Below are 19,126 nucleotides of genomic sequence, written 5' to 3'. Positions count from 1 at the left end.
CGCTGCCTATCGGTATGAGGGGCGGGACCGAATAGCATCCTTGTCGGGCGGATCGCAAGATCCGCCGGATTAGCCGTTGTCAGCACTTAGCATTAATGGGGCCTGCAGCATGCCGGCGGAAGCGGATGGCATCGTATAGCTTTACCGGATGATGCGGGCTTACTTCGATATGCGGGGTTATTCGGACCCCCGGGAGGGGATCGTATGAACGGCAGGATCGACGAGAAGGAGAAGATTCCGGACAGCGGCATGACGGATGCGGAACAGCAGTCCGACGGGCAATCGGATCATCAGTCCGATCAGCAGGAAAAGAAGAATAAGCCTGACGGCGAAAGCGAAAATAAACTGCTCGCCGATATGAACAAACGGATTACCGAAATGGCGAATCAAATGGAGCGGGTGCAGATCGCGGATTACGTGCAGCTTTTGAACAGCCCGCGCAAAATTATTTTTACGAACATTATCGCCGGTATCTCGAGAGGCGTAGGAATCGCGATCGGCTTTACGTTTTTCGCCTCCACGATCCTGTACATCTTGCAAGCGCTCGGCGCCTTGAATTTGCCGATCGTCGGCGATTACATCGCGGAAGTCGTAAAATACGTGAAGGCGCAGCTCGAGGGCAGGGCCTATTAGCGATTTGAAACCGCGGCCCGGCTGGCGCGTAGATTGTCGCAGGGATGGAGAATAACGTTTCTGTGATTTTTGTGGCCCCGCAGCGTTCGTACCCGGTAAATGCTCCGGTGCCAACGCCGATTTGCGGGGATATTTGAAGAGGAGGGCTGCATTTGTTTTATTTCATTATCGCATTAGTGGTGTTTTTACTCGATCAAGGATCGAAGTGGCTCGTCAAAAACAAGATGGGGCTCTATGAGTCTCGTCCGGTAATCGGCGAATTTTTTCAGATTACTTCGCATCGCAATACCGGGGCGGCGTTTAGTATTTTGGAAGGGCAGCGCTGGTTTTTTCTGTTGGTGACGACGGTAGTCGTTATCGGGGTCGTCTGGTATTTGCTCAAAATGATCAAAAGCAATCGTAAGCTTCTGGCTTGGGCGCTCTGTTTGCTGCTCGGGGGGGCGGTAGGCAATTTTCTCGACCGGGCTTTAACCGGCGAAGTCGTGGACTTTTTGCAATTCCGCTTCCAATTTTCGCTTTTCGGTAAAGCGATCGACTATACGTTCGCCATTTTCAATCTGGCGGATTCCGCAATCGTAATCGGCGTCGCGCTTATTTTCCTTGACGCTATCCGCAGCTGGCTGCAAGAAAGAAGAGGCAACGCCAATGAATCGCACGGATCTTGAGCCGGAAACGGCTGATTTGCTTGAGCTGATTGTAGAACCTGAAAACAGCGGCGAGCGAATCGATAAATATGTGGCGGAATCGGTTGACGAAAGCTATTCTCGCTCCCAGGTGCAACTGTGGATCAAAAACGGACATGTGACCGTCGGCGGCAATCCGGTTAAGCCGAATCACAAGCTTCAAGCAGGCGACGAGGTGATCGTCCGCATTCCGGAGCCGGTCGATGCCGCGATCGAAGCGGAGCCGATTCCGCTTGAAGTCGTGTACGAGGACAGTGACGTCATAGTCGTGAACAAACCGCGCGGACTGGTCGTCCATCCGGCGCCCGGCCACTATTCGGGGACGCTGGTAAATGCGCTGCTCCACCACTGCAAGGATCTGTCCGGCATCAACGGCGAGCTTCGCCCCGGCATCGTCCATCGCATCGATAAAGATACGTCCGGCTTGCTCATGGCGGCCAAGAACGATTTGGCCCATAACGGGCTTGCCTCACAGCTTAAGGCGCATACGGTAACCCGTAAATACTTGGCTTTGGTGCATGGCAAAGTTTCGCATGATCACGGCACGGTGGACGCGCCGATCGGACGGGACTCTCAGGACCGCAAGCTTTTTGCGGTTACGGACAAGAACAGCAAACATGCCGTTACGCATTTTCTGGTCGCGGAGCGATTCGACAAGTATACGCTGCTCGAGCTGAAGCTGGAGACGGGGCGCACGCATCAGATCCGTGTCCATATGAAGTTCATCGGCCACCCGTTGGTCGGCGATCCGTTTTACAGCAAGAGCAAGGGCTCGCTTGACATGGAGGGACAAGCTCTGCATGCGGCGGTACTCGGCTTCGAGCATCCCCGCACCGGCGAATACATGGAGTTTGAAGCGCCGTTGCCCGAAGATATGCAGCTCGTTCTGACGAGACTGCGCAAAGAATAACATAGATGTATTACCGGCGTGGCCGGATGGAATTCGGGCTTCTGCAAGTCGTTTCGTTTGGCGTCAAAGTACATGTTTTTGGGCGAAAAGGTCATTCCGTCGCAAGCCGAAATTATGCCATCATTATAAGTAAACAAGCCTTCGCAGGAAGGCAGTAAATGAGGCAGAAAGAGGTCAAACCATGGCAAAAATCAACCAAAACTACTTGCAGTTGCAAGGAAGCTATTTGTTCTCCGAGGTTGCCCGCCGGCGCAATACGTTCATCAGCGAAAACCCGAATGCAAGCATTATCAGCTTGGGCATCGGCGACGTTACCCGTCCGCTTCCGGACGCCGTTCTGTCCGGGATGCACGCGGCCGTAGACGAGCTTGCGAATTCCGCGTCGTTCAAAGGCTACGGACCGGAGCAAGGCTATGATTTTCTGATTACGCAAATCATCGAGAACGACTATAAAACGCGCGGCATTAGCCTCGACACCGATGAAGTTTTTGTCAGCGACGGTTCGAAATGCGACGTTGCGAACATTCAAGAGATTTTTAGCCTGGACACGGTCATTGCGGTTACGGACCCCGTTTACCCGGTATATGTAGACAGCAACGTAATGGCAGGGCGCTCCGGCGAATATAACAAATCGGCTAACCGGTACGAAAATATCGTCTACTTGCCGTGCAACGCGGAAAATCATTTCATCCCGAGCCTGCCTGACAAGAAAGTCGATCTCATTTACTTGTGCTACCCGAACAATCCGACGGGAATGACATTGTCCAAGGAAGAGCTGAAGAAGTGGGTCGATTTCGCCAAAGCGAACAAATGCATCATTTTGTACGATTCGGCATACGAGGCTTACATTCAAGAAGAAGACGTGCCTCGCAGCATTTATGAAATCGAAGGCGCGAAGGACGTCGCGATCGAATTCCGCAGCTATTCCAAAACGGCGGGCTTTACCGGCGTCCGCTGCGCGTACACCGTCGTTCCGAAGGGCGTAAAAGCCTACGACGAGGACGGCAACTCCGTCACGGTGCGCGACCTGTGGAACCGCCGTCAGACGACGAAGTTCAACGGCTGCTCCTACGTCACGCAAAAAGGCGCCGCAGCCATCTACACGGAAGCGGGCAAAGAGCAAATCCGCCAGCTAGTCGACTACTACATGACGAACGCAAAAATCATCCGCGAAGGCGTCAAAAGCCTCGGATTTGAAGTGTACGGCGGCGTAAACGCTCCTTACATCTGGTTGAGAACGCCGAGCGGACTGAGCTCGTGGGCGTTTTTCGACAAGCTGCTGAGCGAAGCGAACATCGTCGGCACGCCGGGCGTAGGGTTCGGCCAGAGCGGCGAAGGCTATTTCCGCTTGACCGCATTCGGAAGCCGTGAAAACACGGAAAAAGCGGTAGAACGCATGACGAAACTTTCGCTGTAAGCCTATAACGGCTTGCGGCATTCCTTCAAAAGGCCGGCCCTGTCCCGACAGGCGCCGGCTTTTTTGGCGATTAATTGGGGGGCAGGGAAACTTTTAACGAAACGAAAATGTACCTTTACAAACCTTATTTTACCAAACTATAATGAACGTTAATTTCCATAACAAGCCCATATCAACAATAGCGGGAGGGGTGCGAATGCAGGCTTATTTGTATGTCATGAAAATGCGGATTTTGACGTCGCTCGCCTACCGTTTCGAAGTGTTTGCGACGATCGGGACAAATCTGTTTCTGCTGCTGGCGACGATCTTTCTATGGAAATCCGCCTACTCGGGGATACCTAGCGTCGAATCGCTAAACCAAAATCAAATGGTGACGTATGCGATATTGTCATCTTTGCTCGCCGGCTTGTTCACCTGCAACGTGGATAACATGATTAACCAGCGTATCCGCGAAGGGCAGGTGGCGATCGACTTGATCAAGCCGATTCGGCTGCTTGGCTACTATTTGGCCGAGGATATCGGCTCCTCCGTCAGTTCGCTGCTCAACAAGGTGCTGCCGCTTTTCGTTTTCAGCGCGATCTTCTTTCAGCTGCCGGTTCCGGCAAGTTTTACGGCGTTTCTCTTATTTGTCGTCAGCTGCGCGTTAAGCTTCTCTATCCTTTGGCTGCTTAGCGCCTTGACTGGGCTGACGGCATTTTGGGTAATGGAGCTCGGCAATATGGGCAATGTGAAAGACGCGTTCGTTCGCGTGCTGTCCGGCAGCCTGGTGCCGATGTGGTTTTTTCCGCAGAGCGTGCAAACCGTGTCGGCATTTCTTCCGTTTCAATATACCTACCAAACGCCCCTCGGCATTTATATCGGAAAGCTCTCGCAAACCGAAGCGCTCCGGGCATTGGGGATACAAGCCGTGTGGGTGCTGCTGTTCGCGGCGCTGGTTGCGGTCGTATGGCGTAAAGCCAAGCGAAGCACGATGATACAAGGGGGATGAAGATGCTGCACGCGATCAAATATCATGCCACCGTCGCCGGCTTCCTGATCCGGATGGCGATACAGAGGCAAATCGAATATCCGCTCTTTCTGGTCAGCTGGCTGATCATGATTCCGATGCAATATTTCGCCGGCGCATGGATGCTCAACATTCTTGTAGAGCGGTTCCAAGCGCTTAACGGCTGGGATTTCCCGCAGCTGGCATTCGTATACGGACTCGGCCTGTTAAGCCATGGCGTCATGGTGGTGTTGTTCATCCAATCCTGGAACATGGACCACATGGTCGTGCACGGCGGCTTCGACCGGATGCTGCTTCGCCCGATGAACGTGTTTTTCCAGTTCGCGTTCAATTATTTCAATTTTATCGGACTGATCGATCTTATTCCGGGAACGGTAATTTTTTTCTACGCTTGCTCGCTGGTCGACTTCGACTGGTCCGTCCTGAATATCGTGAAGCTTCTGCTTGTGATCGCAGGAGGGGCGCTCATTCGTTCAGCCATTTATACGCTGCTTGGCTGTGTCGCTTTTTGGACCAAAGGCTCGCGTTCGCTCATATCTTTGACGATAAACATGATGGAAAGGGCGACATTGTACCCGTTGTCGATCTATCCTTACGCGCTGCAGCTATTGCTCACGTTCGTGATTCCGATCGGTTTTATCAGCTTCTATCCGGCCGCCGACTTTCTCGGTCAAGAGGATGGGTTTACGATTCCGGTAGGGCTTGCCGTCTGGACCCCGGTCGTAGGATTGCTTACGTTCTTTATCGCCCACAAGGTGTTTCATATCGGATTGAAAAAATACGAAAGCTCCGGCTCATGAGGTGATCGGATGGCGCTAATCGAAGTGAAAGACTTGATGAAGGAATACATGCTTGTGAAGAAAAAAAGCGGGCTGCGCGGCTCTCTCGCAAGTCTCTTCAAGCCCGAGAAGAAAAAAGTGCGCGGCGTCGACGGCATCAGCTTCTCGATCGAGGAAGGCGAAATCGTCGGCTATATCGGACCGAACGGTGCAGGCAAAAGCACCACGATTAAAATGCTGGCGGGCATCCTACATCCGACATCGGGAACGATTCGCGTCGACGGCATTTCCCCGCAGCAAAGCAGGAAGGAAGTGGTCAAGCGGCTCGGCGTCGTTTTCGGACAGCGCACGCAGCTGTATTGGGATTTGCGTCTTGGGGAATCGTTCGAGCTGCTGAAACGCATCTACAAGATCGATAACGAAACGTTTCTAGCGAATATGAAGCTGATGAACGAGGTGCTCAAAATCGACGAGCTGATCGATACGCCGGTCAGACAGCTCTCGCTCGGACAACGGATGAAAGGCGATTTGGCGGCCGCTATGCTGCATTCCCCTTCGATCTTATTTCTGGACGAGCCGACCATAGGCCTCGATGTAGAAGCAAAGCATGCGATCCGCAGCTTTATTAAAGAGATTAACAAGCGGCGGCGGACGACGGTCATTCTGACTACGCACGATCTGGACGATGTGGAGCAGCTGTGTAAGAGGCTGATCGTCGTCAACCACGGTAAAATCGTGGAGGACGGGCCGTTGTCGGATATTGTCGGCAAGGTGGCTCCCTATCGGCTGCTGGAGCTGACCCTGGCGGAGCCTGCAGCGGATCTTCACCATCCGCTGGCCGAAACGGTCAAGCAGGACGGTATGCAAATCACGTACCGGTTCAATAAGCACGAGATTACGGCGTCCGACCTGATCGCGGATTTGTCGCAAAAGCTGAATGTCCAGGATTTGAGCGTAAAAGAACCGGATATCGAGGATGCGATTCGCGAAGTATATCAATATAAAACGATGTAAGGGCTTCGGCCGTCCCCCTGTTGAAAATAAATCGTGAAAATGCTTATTGACTTCTTTTGTCGAAAGTGGGATAATTCCTTTAATCGCATAGCACCTTTAAGATTCAGTCCCGTGAGGCTGGCAAGGTGAACGACTAAGAAGACGGTTCGCAAGTGATCGGCTGGCGCAGCTATGCGCCCGCATTGTTCTCTTGCGGAAACGGACGACTTCTCGTGTACGTAACCTTTGCCTGCGGGCAAAGGTTTTTTTGTAGGTTTAGGCACGACATTTTCCCGATTCCTCCAACGACAGGGAGCCGGCATCACGGTTCGGAGGGACGCTAGGAGAGAGAGCCATGTCTCACGAAGAGCATGCCATCATGGACGAAACCGCGATACGGCGTGCGTTGACGCGGATTGCCCATGAAATTTTGGAAAAAAATAAAGGTGTCGAAAACTGTATGCTGGTCGGCATTCGAACGCGGGGCATCTACCTTGCGAGGCGGATCGCCGAGCGGATTCACGAAATCGAGGGCATCCCGATGCCCGTTGCCGAAATCGACGTCACGGCCTACCGGGACGACCGAGGGGGCAAACGGGAAGGAGCAAGGACCTCCTCCGGCGCCATGCTTCCGGTCCATGACAAGAAGCTGATCCTGTTCGACGACGTTCTTTATACCGGACGGACGGTGAGGGCGGCCATGGATGCGCTGATGGACCAGGGCAGGCCGCAATCGATCCAGCTGGCGGTGCTTGTGGACCGCGGCCATCGCGAGCTTCCGATCCGGCCCGACTATGTCGGAAAAAACGTGCCTACCTCCAAGATGGAAGCGATCGAAGTTCAAATCGCGGAAGTCGATGGTATAGATAAAGTACTCATTTTACAACAGAGGAGGCCGTCTTCATGACAACTACGAACACGATGACGCAAAAACATTTACTCGGGTTAAAAGGGATGGGCGGGCAAGACATTACCGACATCCTGGACCGCGCCGCTTATTGGGAGCAGCACGAGTCGAAGGTGACGGCTTTGCACAGCGGGAAATTCGTCGCCAACATGTTTTTCGAGAACAGCACAAGAACGCGGTTTTCCTTTGAAGTAGCGGAGAAGAGATTGGGCGTGCAGGTGCTGAACTTTGCCGCTGCCGTCTCGAGCGTGCAAAAGGGCGAGTCGATCTACGACACGGTGCGGACGCTCGAATCGATGGGCATCGACGCGGGCGTCATTCGCCTGAAGCCGAACGGCGTTCTCCAGGAGCTGGTCGAGCGGGTGCAAGTCCCCTTGATCAATGCGGGAGACGGCAATAACGAGCATCCGACGCAAGCGCTGCTCGACTTGTATACGATGCGCAAGCAGTTCGGCGAGTTGAAGGGCTTGAACGTATCCATCATCGGAGACATTCAGCACAGCCGCGTGGCGCGTTCGAATCTGTGGGCGCTGAAGGCGGTAGGCGCGAATGTGAGCTTCTGCGCACCCGACATGATGAAGGCGCCGGAGCTTGAAGCGCACGCGCCGTATGTCACGATGGACGAAGCGCTGAAAGCCGACGTCGTCATGATGCTGAGGGTGCAGCTGGAGCGGCATGACAACGCCCTGTTTACATCCGCCGACGATTACCGGGCACAATACGGGTTGACGGTAGAGCGGCTCGGCCGAATGGCGCCTCATGCGATCATCATGCACCCGGCGCCGGTAAACCGGAACGTCGAAATCGACGACGAATTGGTCGAGCACGAACGGTCGAAAATCTTTACGCAAATGAGCAACGGCGTGCCGATCCGCATGGCCGTCATCGAGCGGGCGCTAAACTAAAGCTCGGATATCGAGCGAGCAATGGAAACCATAGAAGCCGTAATGGAAGGTGGAGACAGGATGGGAATCTGGATTATCAACGCAAAGGCAGTTAGCGGCAGCAACGAAACGTCCGGTAAACACCTTTTGATAGAAGAAGGAAAAATAGCGAAAATCGTCGAAGGCTCGGAAACTCTCGACACAGCGGGACACGAGGTCATCGACGCTCAAGGAAAGCTCGTATCCGCAGGACTCATCGACATGCATGTGCATCTTCGCGAGCCGGGCTTCGAGCATAAAGAAACGATTGCGACAGGAACGCGCTCGGCAGCGTGCGGCGGCTTTACGACAATCGCTTGCATGCCGAACACCCGTCCGGTTATCGATACGGTCGACACGGTGAACTACGTGCTGGACAAGGCGCAAACGGAAGGCATCGTAAGAGTGCTGCCTTACGGCTGCATCACGAAGAACCAGCTCGGCCGCGAGCTGACCGATTTTGACGCGCTGAAGGGAGCGGGCATCGTCGGGTTCACGGATGACGGCGTCGGCGTACAAAGCGCACAAATGATGAAAGACGCGATGGCAAAAGCCGCATCGATCGGCATGCCGGTTATCGCGCACTGCGAAGACAACACGCTTGTCGAAGGCAGAGCGGTCAGTGAAGGCGCGTTCAGCCGGAAGCACGGCCTTAAGGGGATCCCGAACGAATCGGAAGCGATCCATGTAGGGCGCGACATTTTGCTGGCGGAAGCGACAGGCGTTCACTATCACGTGTGCCACGTCAGCACCGAGCAATCGGTCCGGCTGATCCGGGACGGCAAACGGTATGGCGTGAAAGTGACCGCGGAAGTTTGTCCGCATCACCTTCTTCTGTCGGACGAAGATATTCCGGACAACATGGACGCGAACTGGAAAATGAATCCGCCGCTGCGTACGCCGCGCGACGTTCAAGCCGTGCTGGAAGGCCTGGAGGACGGAACGATCGACATCATCGTTACCGACCATGCCCCGCACAGCCAAGAAGAAAAGGCGAAAGGCATGCAGCTTGCGCCGTTCGGCATCGTCGGCTTCGAAACCGCGTTCCCGCTTCTGTACACGAAATTCGTGAAGAGCGGACGCTGGACGCTCGAGTTCCTGCTCGACAAGATGACCGCCAAGCCGGCCGAAGTGTTCGGACTGCCTTACGGCAAGCTCGAAGTCGGTGCCATCGCGGACTTGACGATCATCGATCTCGACAACGAGCAAGCGGTCGACCCGGACAAATTCGCGTCGAAAGGCCGCAATACGCCGTTCACCGGCTGGAAGCTGCAAGGCTGGCCTGCGCTTACGATTGTCGGCGGACGCGTGGTTTGGTCGGCTTAGGCGAGCGAGTGAAAGGTAGACATTGAATATAACATTCGCGTGAAGCGGAGGGTTGCCATGTTGACCGAGGGCGAGTTTTGGCTTTGCGTTCTATCCTTGAAACCTAATCAAAAGAACGCAAAACAAGATGTTTGAGCTTCCGGGCAATATGGTAACACGCAGTGAAACCTTAGAAGGTTGATTGTTCTTATGAATAACCATGAAGGAGCGAGATATATGCAGGCAAGATTGTTGCTGGAAGACGGCACGCTGTTTACGGGCAAGGCGTTTGGAAGCGAAGGCGAGTCTACGGGCGAAGTCGTATTTAACACAGGGATTACAGGCTATCAAGAGGTGCTTTCCGATCCGTCGTACTGCGGTCAAATCGTCACGATGACGTACCCGCTGATCGGCAACTACGGGATTGCGCGCGACGACTTCGAATCGGTTCGTCCGTTCATTCACGGCTTCGTCGTACGCCAATACGAAACGGTGCCGAGCAACTGGCGCGCCCAGTATACGCTCGACCACCTGCTGAAGGAATACGGCATCACCGGCATCAGCGAAATCGACACGCGCATGCTGACCCGGATTCTTCGTCACCACGGAACGATGAAGGGCTTGCTCACGACATCGAACAAATCGCTGGCCGAACTGAAAGAGCAGCTCGGCGCGTCCAGCCTGATGACGGATCAAGTATCGCGCGTTTCGACAAAGAGCGTATTCGGCTGCCCGGGTACGAAAGAACGCGTCGTCTTGGTCGACTACGGCGCGAAGAGCGGCATTATCCGCGATTTGACCAAACGCGGTTGCGACGTCGTCGTCGTGCCGCAAGACGCGACGGCCGATCAAATCCGCCGCCTGAAGCCGGACGGCATCCTGTTGTCCAACGGCCCTGGGGATCCGAAGGACGTTCCGCACGCGGCTAAGGTTATCGCCGAAGTGCTTGGCGAAATTCCGATTTTCGGCATCTGCCTCGGTCACCAGCTGTTCGCGCTCGCATGCGGGGCCGACACGACCAAAATGAAATTCGGACACCGCGGCGGCAATCACCCGGTCAAAGATCTGGCTACCGGACGCTGCTACATTACATCGCAAAACCACGGCTATGCCGTTATGGAAGAATCGATCAAAGGCACGCCGCTTGAAGTGACGCACATCAACAACAACGACGGCACGATCGAAGGATTGCGTCACAAGACTTACCCGGCTTTCTCGGTGCAATACCATCCGGAAGCGTCGCCGGGTCCGTTCGACTCGAGCTACCTGTTCGATGATTTCATCGCCATGATCCGTAAACATAAAGAACAAAATCCGCTGCCGCCGCGTCAAGCCATCATGCGTGCGGAAGCACAAGCAGCGAAGCAAGCCGCGCCGAAAGGAGAACTGACTTATGCCCAAAAATAATTCCCTCAAAAAGATTCTCGTGATCGGGTCCGGCCCGATCGTCATCGGACAAGCGGCCGAGTTTGACTACGCAGGCACGCAAGCATGCCAAGCGCTGAAAGAAGAAGGCTACGAGGTCGTTCTAATCAACAGCAATCCTGCCACGATCATGACCGACACGAACATGGCGGATAAAGTATATATCGAGCCGATTACGCTCGAATTCGTAACGCAAATCATTCGTCAAGAGCGTCCGGACGGCCTTCTGCCGACGCTAGGCGGTCAAACCGGCCTTAACATGGCGGTAGAGCTCGCCCGTCACGGCGTACTGGAGCGCGAAAACGTGAAACTGCTCGGTACGCAGCTGACCGCGATCGAAAAAGCGGAAGACCGCGACTTGTTCCGCGATCTGATGCGCGAGCTGGAGCAGCCGGTTCCGGACAGCGTAATCGTAACGACAGTGAAAGAAGCGGTAGACTTCGCTAACGAGATCGGGTACCCGATCATCGTCCGTCCGGCTTACACGCTCGGCGGAACGGGCGGCGGCATTACGAATTCCGAAGAAGAGCTGATCGAAACCGTTTCTTCGGGTATCCGTTACAGCCCGATCGGCCAATGTCTCGTTGAGAAAAGCATCGCCGGCATGAAGGAAGTCGAATACGAAGTCATGCGCGATGCAAACGATAACTGTATCGTCGTGTGCAACATGGAGAACTTCGACCCGGTCGGCGTTCACACGGGCGACAGCATCGTAGTCGCGCCGAGCCAAACGTTGTCGGACCGCGAGTATCAAATGCTGCGCGCGGCATCGATCAAAATCATTCAGGCGCTGAACATCGAAGGCGGCTGTAACGTTCAATTCGCACTTGATCCGCACAGCTTCCAATACTACGTTATCGAAGTAAATCCGCGCGTCAGCCGGTCTTCCGCGCTCGCTTCCAAGGCTACGGGATACCCGATTGCCAAAATGGCGGCGAAAATCGCGATCGGCTACACGCTCGACGAGCTGAAAAATCCGGTTACGGGGCAGACGTACGCTTGCTTCGAGCCGACGCTCGACTATATCGTATCGAAAATTCCGCGTTGGCCGTTCGACAAGTTCACAGCGGCTAATCGCAAACTGGGCACGCAAATGAAAGCGACCGGGGAAGTCATGGCCATCGGCCGTACGTTCGAGGAGTCGATCCATAAAGCGATCCGTTCGCTAGAGATCGGCGTTCATCGCCTCTACCTGAAAGACGCGGAATCGCTTGATAAAGAAACGCTTGAGCTCCGCTTGCAGAAGCCGGACGACGAGCGCATGTTCCTGATCGCCGAAGCTTTCCGCCGCGGCTATACGCTCGAGCAAATTCAAGAGTTGACGAAAATCGACTGGTGGTTCCTGAACAAGCTGGAAGGCATGATCCGCTTCGAGAACGAGATTCAGCAAACGGAATTGACGCCTGAGCTGCTCAATGAAGCGAAGCGCAAAGGGTTCACCGACCGCGCGATCGCCGAGCTGCGCCGCCTGGCTAATCCGGATCTTAAATACACGCTGGAAGCGGACGTTCGCGAATACCGCCTGCAGCTGAACCTGAAGCCGGTTTACAAAATGGTAGATACGTGCGCCGCGGAATTCGAAGCTACGACGCCATACTACTACTCGACTTACGAGACGGAAGACGAAGTACAGGAAACGACGAAGCAAAAAGTGCTCGTTCTCGGCTCGGGTCCGATCCGGATCGGCCAAGGGATCGAGTTCGACTACTCGACGGTTCACGCGGTTTGGGCGATCCAAAACGCCGGCTACGAAGCGGTCATTATTAACAACAACCCGGAAACGGTATCGACGGACTTCAACACGTCCGACAGACTCTACTTCGAGCCGCTTTTCTTCGAAGACGTCATGAACATCATCGAACGCGAGAAGCCGATCGGCGTCATCGTTCAGTTCGGCGGCCAAACGGCGATCAACCTTGCCGCACCGCTGTCCAAAGCGGGCGTGCGCATTCTCGGCTCCGATCTGGAGAGCATCGATACGGCGGAAGACCGCAAACGGTTCGAAGCGCTGCTGCGCAGCCTCAACATCGCTCAGCCTCCGGGCGGAACGGTTACGTCCGTGAACGATGCGGTTGGCGTCGCTTCGCAATTCGGCTATCCGGTGCTCGTACGTCCTTCGTATGTCCTTGGCGGACGCGCGATGGAGATCGTTTACTCCGATGCCGAGCTGCTTAGCTACATGGAGTACGCCGTGAAGATCAATCCGGAGCATCCGGTTCTGATCGACCGCTACATGCTGGGTAAAGAAGCGGAAGTCGACGCGATTTGCGACGGCGAAACGGTGCTCGTGCCGGGCATCATGGAGCATGTCGAGCGCGCCGGCGTTCACTCGGGCGACTCGATCGCGGTTTATCCGCCGCAATCGCTGTCGGACGAGATCAAGCAGCAGATGGTCGACATCACTATTAAAATCGCAAAAGGCTTGAACGTAGTCGGTCTGGTGAACATCCAGTTCGTTATCTTCCAGGATCAAGTGTACGTTATCGAAGTGAACCCGCGCTCCTCGCGTACGGTTCCGTTCCTGAGCAAAGTGACCAAAATTCCGATGGCGAACGTTGCAACGCGCGTCATTATGGGCGAAAAGCTGAAGGATATGGGCTACGAGCAAGGCCTGTGGCCGGAAGACAACTACGTATCGGTTAAAGTGCCGGTCTTCTCCTTTGCGAAGCTGCGCCGCGTCGATACGACGCTCGGTCCGGAAATGAAGTCGACGGGCGAAGTCATGGGCCGCGACACGAACTATGCGAAAGCCTTGTACAAAGGCTTAATCGGCTCGGGAATGAAAATTCCGCCGACAGGCGCGATCATCGCAACCGTTGCCGACAAGGATAAAGAAGAAGCGATCGAAATTTTGCGCGGCTACGCTGCGATCGGCTACAAAATCGCCGCCACAGGCGGAACGGCGAAGGCGCTGCAGGAAGCAGGCATCCATGTCATGAAGGTGAATAAGCTGAGCGAAGGCTCGCCGAACATCTTGGACCTGATCCGCAACGGCGAAGCTCATTTTGTAGTCAACACGCTGACGAAGGGCAAAATGCCTGAGCGCGACGGATTCCGCATCCGCCGTGAGGCGGTAGAGAACGGCGTTGTGTGTATGACGTCCCTCGATACGGTCCGTGCCTTGCTGCACGTGCTGGAGTCGATCAACTTCTCCTCCCGTCCGATGCCGGCAGACGCTGCTGTTAAAGCTTAATACTGGTTTGTCAGGAAGCTTAATTCCCGCGGGAATTAAGCTTCCCGTGCGATATAGGAATGGGGAATATCCAAGAGGCTCCCCAAAAGTAACAAGCATTCACGTTAAAGATCATATACGGAGGCGATGCGAATGAGTACGGAAACGGGAAATAACACAGCTATAGCCGGACGCATTATGGTAGCGCTGGACTATCCGTCCGCTCGCGATGCGGAAATGCTGCTTTCTTCGCTGCGCGGCATTCCATGCTTTGTTAAAGTCGGCATGCAGCTCTTTTATGCGGAAGGACCGGCATTCGTCGCCCGCTTGAAGGAGGAAGGATACCACGTCTTTCTCGATCTGAAAATGCACGATATTCCGAATACGGTAAAAGGCGGCTCGGAGAGCATTGCGCGTCTTGGCGTCGATATGTTCAACGTCCATGCGGCAGGCGGGAAGCAGATGATGGAAGCTGCTCTTGAGGGTGTGGACAAGGGACTCGCGAGCGGCGCCAAGCGGCCGATCGTCATCGGCGTCACCCAGCTGACGAGCACAAGCCAGCCGATGCTGAACGAGGAAATCGGCATAGCCGGTTCCGTAGAGGATGCCGTGCTGCGTTATGCGCGTCTCACCCGCGAAGCAGGGCTGCATGGCGTTGTTGCTTCCCCGCACGAGGTGGTGCGTATCAAGCAAGAGATCGGCGCCTCGTTCGTCACGGTTACGCCGGGGATCCGACCTGCATCGGCGGCTATCGGCGACCAATCGCGCGTGATGACGCCTAAGGAAGCTTTTGCTCAAGGGACCGATTACATTGTAATCGGCCGTCCGATTACCGCCGCGCCAAGTCCGCGCGAGGCGCTTGAATCCATTTTAGAGGAGCTGGTTTAATATGACGACAACGGTACAACAACTGCCTGAAAAAATCGCGGAGGCGCTGCTGAAGATCGAAGCGGTAGCCTTGAGCCCGAACGAGCCGTTCACATGGACTTCCGGCATCAAATCGCCGATTTATTGCGACAACCGGCTGACGATTTCGTATCCCGAAATCCGCGATCTCATAGCGGAAGGCTTTGCCGCAATGATCCGCGAGCAGGCGCCCGACGCCGAAGTCATTGCCGGAATTGCGACAGGCGGAATTCCTCACGGCGCGTTCGTTGCCCAGAAGCTTAACCTTCCTATGGTTTACGTCCGCGACAAGGCAAAGGGCCACGGAAAGCAAAACCAGATTGAAGGCGTATTGAAGCCGGGACAGAAGGTTGTGCTTATCGAGGATCTCATTTCGACCGGCGGCAGCTCGCTTAAGGCGGCGCTGGCGGTACGCGAAGCGGGCGGCGACGTGCAGCGCGTGCTGGCGATTTTCACCTACCAGTTTAAACAGGCATTGGACGCCTTCGCAGCCGAGAGCATTCCGCTGGATACGCTCTCGAACTACACGGCGCTGCTTGACGTAGCGGCCAAAATCGGCAAGATCGACGCCGGACAAGTCTCCCTGCTGCAAACTTGGCGCGAAAATCCGCAGGAATACGGGAAGTAAGCACAGACAAGCGCCACATACGGAATCTATCAAAAAAAAGAGAAGCACCTTGTTCGAACAAGGGCTTCTCTTTTTATTAATTTCGAGTTTGATTAGTGGCAATCGGGAAAGTTGTCCGCGTAAATGACCTGATCCCCGTTAAATTTGATCAGTGGAGTAGGCAGCTCGGCTTTCTTCTCTTCGGAGCTTCCGTTTACTGCAAAAGCCGTTGCGATCGATGCCACGCCGACGATTACGGCGGCAGCCAGCAGCTTCTTCATGTTCCATCACCTCTGTGCGTACACGATTTCAATTATTGCGTTTATTATACTTCAATTCCTATTAAAAAGATAGGGATTATTTTGCGATCCGCCGATCCGATGCGACCTTTGGTTGTATCCGCTATCCGTCTAGGGAAGGAGATCATTTACAGGCCGGAGGCTGTTCTGAGAGCAGGAAGAGTCTTCTACAATAAAGGGGTAGAAGTCTTTTGGGAACGAATAATGAACGATCAGTCGTACGATGGAGGAGGAAGACGATGCGTATGCTTGAAGTCAGCGGATTGCGCAAAACGTTCGGATCGGTTACCGCGGTTGATGAGATCAGCTTTGCGGTGGGGGAAGGCGAAGTATTTACGATCATCGGACCTAACGGCGCCGGTAAAACGACGACGCTGGAGATGGTGGAAGGACTGCAAAAGCCCGATAGGGGAGAAATCCGTATAGCCGGTCTCGGCTGGGAGAAGGACGGTGCGAGGATTAAGCAGGTGATCGGCGTGCAGCCCCAATCGAGCGCACTGTTCGATTTGCTTAGCGTGTATGAAAATTTGGATGTTTTTGCGGCACTATACGAGAAATCCCGGCCGGCTTCCGAAATAATCGATCTCATAAACTTGAGCGATCACCGGAACAAAAAGGTGAAGGCGCTGTCGGGCGGGCAAAAGCAGCGGCTCGCCATCGGCCTTGCGATGATCAACGATCCGGACATTTTATTTCTTGACGAGCCCACGACAGGACTCGATCCGCAAGCGCGCCGAAACATATGGGACATCGTGCTGGCCTTGAAGGAAATGGGCAAGACGACGGTTCTGACCACCCACTATATGGAGGAAGCGGAAAAGCTGAGCGACCGCGTCTGTATTGTCGACCAAGGAAGAGTGATCGCTCTCGATACGCCCAAAAATTTAATCGACGGTCTGACGAAGGAACGGGAAGTGGTGCTCGCTTTCGCTGCCGGCGAGGCGGTTGTCGGTAAAGTGACGGCTGCGCTCGAAACGATGCCCTCCGTGACGAGAACGCAAGCGGATGGGGAGCATCTCCGATTCTGGACCGTGAAGCCGGAGGAATCCTTGTTCCATTTGCTTCGGTGGGCATCCGAGCGGGAGGATCGCATCGAACAAATTTCCATCAAGGATATGAGCCTTGAGGACGTTTTTATTGCCTACACGGGCAAAGAATGGAGGGACTGACGATGAAGCAGTTGCTCAAATTGTTCGAGGCGAATTTCAAGACTACGTTTCGCGAGAAGCAGGTATGGTTCTGGTCTATTTTTTATCCGGTGCTGCTGCTTGTCGTCTTTCTTATGATTTTCGGCGGGTTAGGCAAAAGCGACAGCAGCTTCGAAGCGAAGGTGACGGCTGTAGCGGAACAGGACAATGCGCTATCCCAGTCACTGCTAGCGGCGCTAAAACAAATTCCCGTACTCGAATGGAAGGAGGAACGGCCGGCCGACAGGCAGCAGGCGGAAGAATGGGTAAAGGCAAAAGACGTCGATGCGCTCATCGCCATTCCAGCCGATCCGGGAAAGCCGATAGAGCTCGTCCTGAATAAGGAAAAGGAAAACTCTACGCTGTTTCAAGCGCTTAACGGGATCATGGGCGGTGTGCTGCAGCAGGCCAATTACAATCTTGCGGGCGTTAAGCCTCAATTATCCCTTGAGCCCTCTTTCGTTTCCTCCGGAAGCGATAAGCTGAAATACATCGATTTTCTGTTGACCGGGCTGATGGCGATGTCAATTTCGCAAGGCGGCCTGTTCGGGATGGTCGGTATGGTGGAAATGCGCAGAAACGGCCTGCTGAAAAGGCTGCTGCTCTCGCCGATGAGCACGAAGGCGTTCGGCTTCGCCGATATGATGGTGCGCGCCGTGCTTGCGGTCATCCAGCTGGTTCTTCTTGCGCTGATCGGAGTGCTGCTGTTCGGAGCGTCGCTTCACGTCCATATCGTTTCCTTGATTATCGTGCTGGCGGTAGGCATCGTTTCGTTCTCGGCGATCGGCTTTCTGATAGCGGCGCTCAGCAAAACGATGGAAAGCTATTTCGGCATCGCAAACCTGCTGAGCTTTGTGATGATGTTCTTGAGCGGCATCTTCTTCGAATTGTCGATGCTGCCCGAGTTTATCAAGCCGGTTTCGGTCGTGCTGCCGCTGACCTATTTTGCGGATGGCATACGTGACAGCATGGTATACGGGCTGGCTCCCGTAGGCGGAGGGTTTTGGCTGAACGTAGGCGTGATGGCTGTCTGGGGAGCGGTTGCTTTCGCGATCGGAAGCCGCTTTTTCAAGTGGCGGGCGTGAAAAATCCCCACAAAGGGAAACGGCAAGTCCGGACGGGTTCCGGACTTGCCGTTTGTTTGCCATCACCGTTTTCTCTCGCTCCAGGTCGCTCGGGTGTAGGCGACGCGCATACCGGCGCGCTCCATATTGTTTTGGCTTGTCGAAGCATAGGCGGCCTGGCTCACAAGAAGATCGCAGCCATGAATGGCGGCTTCCCGAATCCGCCGGCGCAAAAGGGCGGACTGCAGCCCGCGTTTCCGATAACCGGGCACCGTAGCGGCAAAGGTAAAGGAGGCGATGCCCTCCCGCATGTGCATGACGCCGACGCCAGCCGGTTGCCCGTCCACAAATCCGATAAAGAAACGCCAGCCCGGACGATTGTACAGCACTCTATTGTTAGCCGCTACATACAATCTGCCGTCAGCGGACATCCCGCTGCCCACGCAGTGAAGCTCCCCGTATAATTCAAATTCGTCCTCTTGCAGCTCGCGGATCGACAATTCCGCCGGCAATTCGGTCCCTTCCATATCCGGGACGCCGTAGAGCGTCGTATGAAAGCCGGTCTGGCAAAAGCCTCTTTCCGCTAAAGCGTCCATCAGCTCCGGGGTAGTCCGGGACGGGATCAACTCGAACTGGCAAGGGCGGTTCCTTTCGCGGTAAAACAGGAGGATTTCGTCAAGGCGGCCGATATCTTCCGCGCCGAGCCGCTTTACGGTATTGAACCATGACCACGGCATCGTTTTGGCGTAAAAGGCCGTTGCTCCCCCGAACCCAATCACCTCTACGCCTTCGGGATTGCCCGGCCGTTCCCGGATGGCGTTCATCCTGTCTGTCAAACATTCCGCTTCCGCAGCTTCCAGCCGTTCGACGAGCGGCCTGTTTAGGATAGGGAATTGCATTTATCGATAAC

The 19,126-nt window shown here is 54.8% G+C and carries 18 protein-coding genes; 16 read left to right on the top strand and 2 right to left on the bottom strand.

From position 1 onward, the window contains the following. Positions 1-204 precede the first annotated feature (204 nt). From ACKGJP_RS23490 to pyrE, 14 genes are all read left to right on the top strand, one after another. On the top strand, positions 205-633 hold the full coding sequence (locus ACKGJP_RS23490; protein ID WP_409341224.1) for a DUF5665 domain-containing protein: 429 nt from the start codon (positions 205-207) through the stop codon (positions 631-633). 152 nt (positions 634-785) lie between these two features. Then, on the top strand, positions 786-1,298 hold the full coding sequence (lspA, locus tag ACKGJP_RS23485) for a signal peptidase II (protein WP_409341223.1): 513 nt from the start codon (positions 786-788) through the stop codon (positions 1,296-1,298). After that, complete coding sequence (locus tag ACKGJP_RS23480) at positions 1,279-2,226, top strand: RluA family pseudouridine synthase (protein ID WP_409341222.1); 948 nt, start codon at positions 1,279-1,281, stop codon at positions 2,224-2,226. Before lspA ends, ACKGJP_RS23480 begins: the two co-directional genes overlap by 20 nt. 181 nt (positions 2,227-2,407) lie before the next feature. After that, positions 2,408-3,643 (top strand): LL-diaminopimelate aminotransferase, encoded by a 1,236-nt coding sequence (locus tag ACKGJP_RS23475; protein ID WP_409341221.1) that lies wholly within the window; start codon positions 2,408-2,410, stop codon positions 3,641-3,643. 196 nt (positions 3,644-3,839) lie between these two features. Further along, on the top strand, positions 3,840-4,631 hold the full coding sequence (locus ACKGJP_RS23470) for an ABC transporter permease (RefSeq protein WP_409341220.1): 792 nt from the start codon (positions 3,840-3,842) through the stop codon (positions 4,629-4,631). Between the two features lie 2 nt (positions 4,632-4,633). Next, complete coding sequence (locus tag ACKGJP_RS23465; protein ID WP_409341219.1) at positions 4,634-5,449, top strand: ABC transporter permease; 816 nt, start codon at positions 4,634-4,636, stop codon at positions 5,447-5,449. A 9-nt stretch (positions 5,450-5,458) separates the two neighbouring features. Continuing rightward, positions 5,459-6,442 (top strand): ATP-binding cassette domain-containing protein, encoded by a 984-nt coding sequence (locus ACKGJP_RS23460; protein WP_409341218.1) that lies wholly within the window; start codon positions 5,459-5,461, stop codon positions 6,440-6,442. 334 nt (positions 6,443-6,776) lie between these two features. Then, positions 6,777-7,328, top strand: a complete 552-nt coding sequence (pyrR, locus tag ACKGJP_RS23455) for a bifunctional pyr operon transcriptional regulator/uracil phosphoribosyltransferase PyrR (RefSeq protein ID WP_409341217.1) — start codon at positions 6,777-6,779, stop codon at positions 7,326-7,328. Next, positions 7,325-8,233: an aspartate carbamoyltransferase catalytic subunit gene (locus tag ACKGJP_RS23450; RefSeq protein ID WP_409341216.1), complete on the top strand. Its 909-nt coding sequence runs from the start codon at positions 7,325-7,327 to the stop codon at positions 8,231-8,233. Before pyrR ends, ACKGJP_RS23450 begins: the two co-directional genes overlap by 4 nt. Positions 8,234-8,293: 60 nt before the next feature. Beyond that, entirely contained in the window at positions 8,294-9,577 is a 1,284-nt protein-coding gene (locus ACKGJP_RS23445) for a dihydroorotase (RefSeq protein WP_409341215.1), read from the top strand. Between the two features lie 216 nt (positions 9,578-9,793). Beyond that, on the top strand, positions 9,794-10,963 hold the full coding sequence (locus ACKGJP_RS23440; RefSeq protein ID WP_409341214.1) for a carbamoyl phosphate synthase small subunit: 1,170 nt from the start codon (positions 9,794-9,796) through the stop codon (positions 10,961-10,963). After that, positions 10,950-14,174 (top strand): carbamoyl-phosphate synthase large subunit, encoded by a 3,225-nt coding sequence (gene carB / locus ACKGJP_RS23435; protein WP_409341213.1) that lies wholly within the window; start codon positions 10,950-10,952, stop codon positions 14,172-14,174. Before ACKGJP_RS23440 ends, carB begins: the two co-directional genes overlap by 14 nt. 132 nt (positions 14,175-14,306) lie before the next feature. Beyond that, on the top strand, positions 14,307-15,041 hold the full coding sequence (pyrF, locus tag ACKGJP_RS23430; RefSeq protein ID WP_409341212.1) for an orotidine-5'-phosphate decarboxylase: 735 nt from the start codon (positions 14,307-14,309) through the stop codon (positions 15,039-15,041). Position 15,042: 1 nt separating this feature from the next. Further along, positions 15,043-15,687: an orotate phosphoribosyltransferase gene (gene pyrE / locus ACKGJP_RS23425; protein WP_409341211.1), complete on the top strand. Its 645-nt coding sequence runs from the start codon at positions 15,043-15,045 to the stop codon at positions 15,685-15,687. A 92-nt stretch (positions 15,688-15,779) separates the two neighbouring features. Here the strand turns inward: pyrE and ACKGJP_RS23420 are convergent, their stop codons facing one another. Next, positions 15,780-15,947, bottom strand: a complete 168-nt coding sequence (locus ACKGJP_RS23420) for a hypothetical protein (protein ID WP_409341210.1) — start codon at positions 15,945-15,947, stop codon at positions 15,780-15,782. 257 nt (positions 15,948-16,204) lie between these two features. Between ACKGJP_RS23420 and ACKGJP_RS23415 the strand changes: the two genes are divergently transcribed. Beyond that, positions 16,205-17,134, top strand: coding sequence for an ABC transporter ATP-binding protein (locus ACKGJP_RS23415; protein ID WP_409341209.1), 930 nt, complete (start codon positions 16,205-16,207; stop codon positions 17,132-17,134). Between the two features lie 2 nt (positions 17,135-17,136). Further along, positions 17,137-18,237, top strand: coding sequence for an ABC transporter permease (locus tag ACKGJP_RS23410; RefSeq protein ID WP_409341208.1), 1,101 nt, complete (start codon positions 17,137-17,139; stop codon positions 18,235-18,237). A 62-nt stretch (positions 18,238-18,299) separates the two neighbouring features. On the opposite strand, the gene ACKGJP_RS23405 is transcribed toward ACKGJP_RS23410, so the two are convergent. Then, on the bottom strand, positions 18,300-19,115 hold the full coding sequence (locus tag ACKGJP_RS23405) for a GNAT family N-acetyltransferase (protein ID WP_409341207.1): 816 nt from the start codon (positions 19,113-19,115) through the stop codon (positions 18,300-18,302). Between the last annotated feature and the right edge of the window lie 11 nt (positions 19,116-19,126).

This window comes from Paenibacillus litoralis (genome assembly GCF_046244365.1).
In the GTDB taxonomy this organism is placed as follows: Bacteria; Bacillota; Bacilli; order Paenibacillales; family NBRC-103111; genus Paenibacillus_V.
The sequence above is the reverse complement of the archived record's forward strand: the minus strand, read 5'-3'. Positions and strand labels throughout refer to the sequence as shown.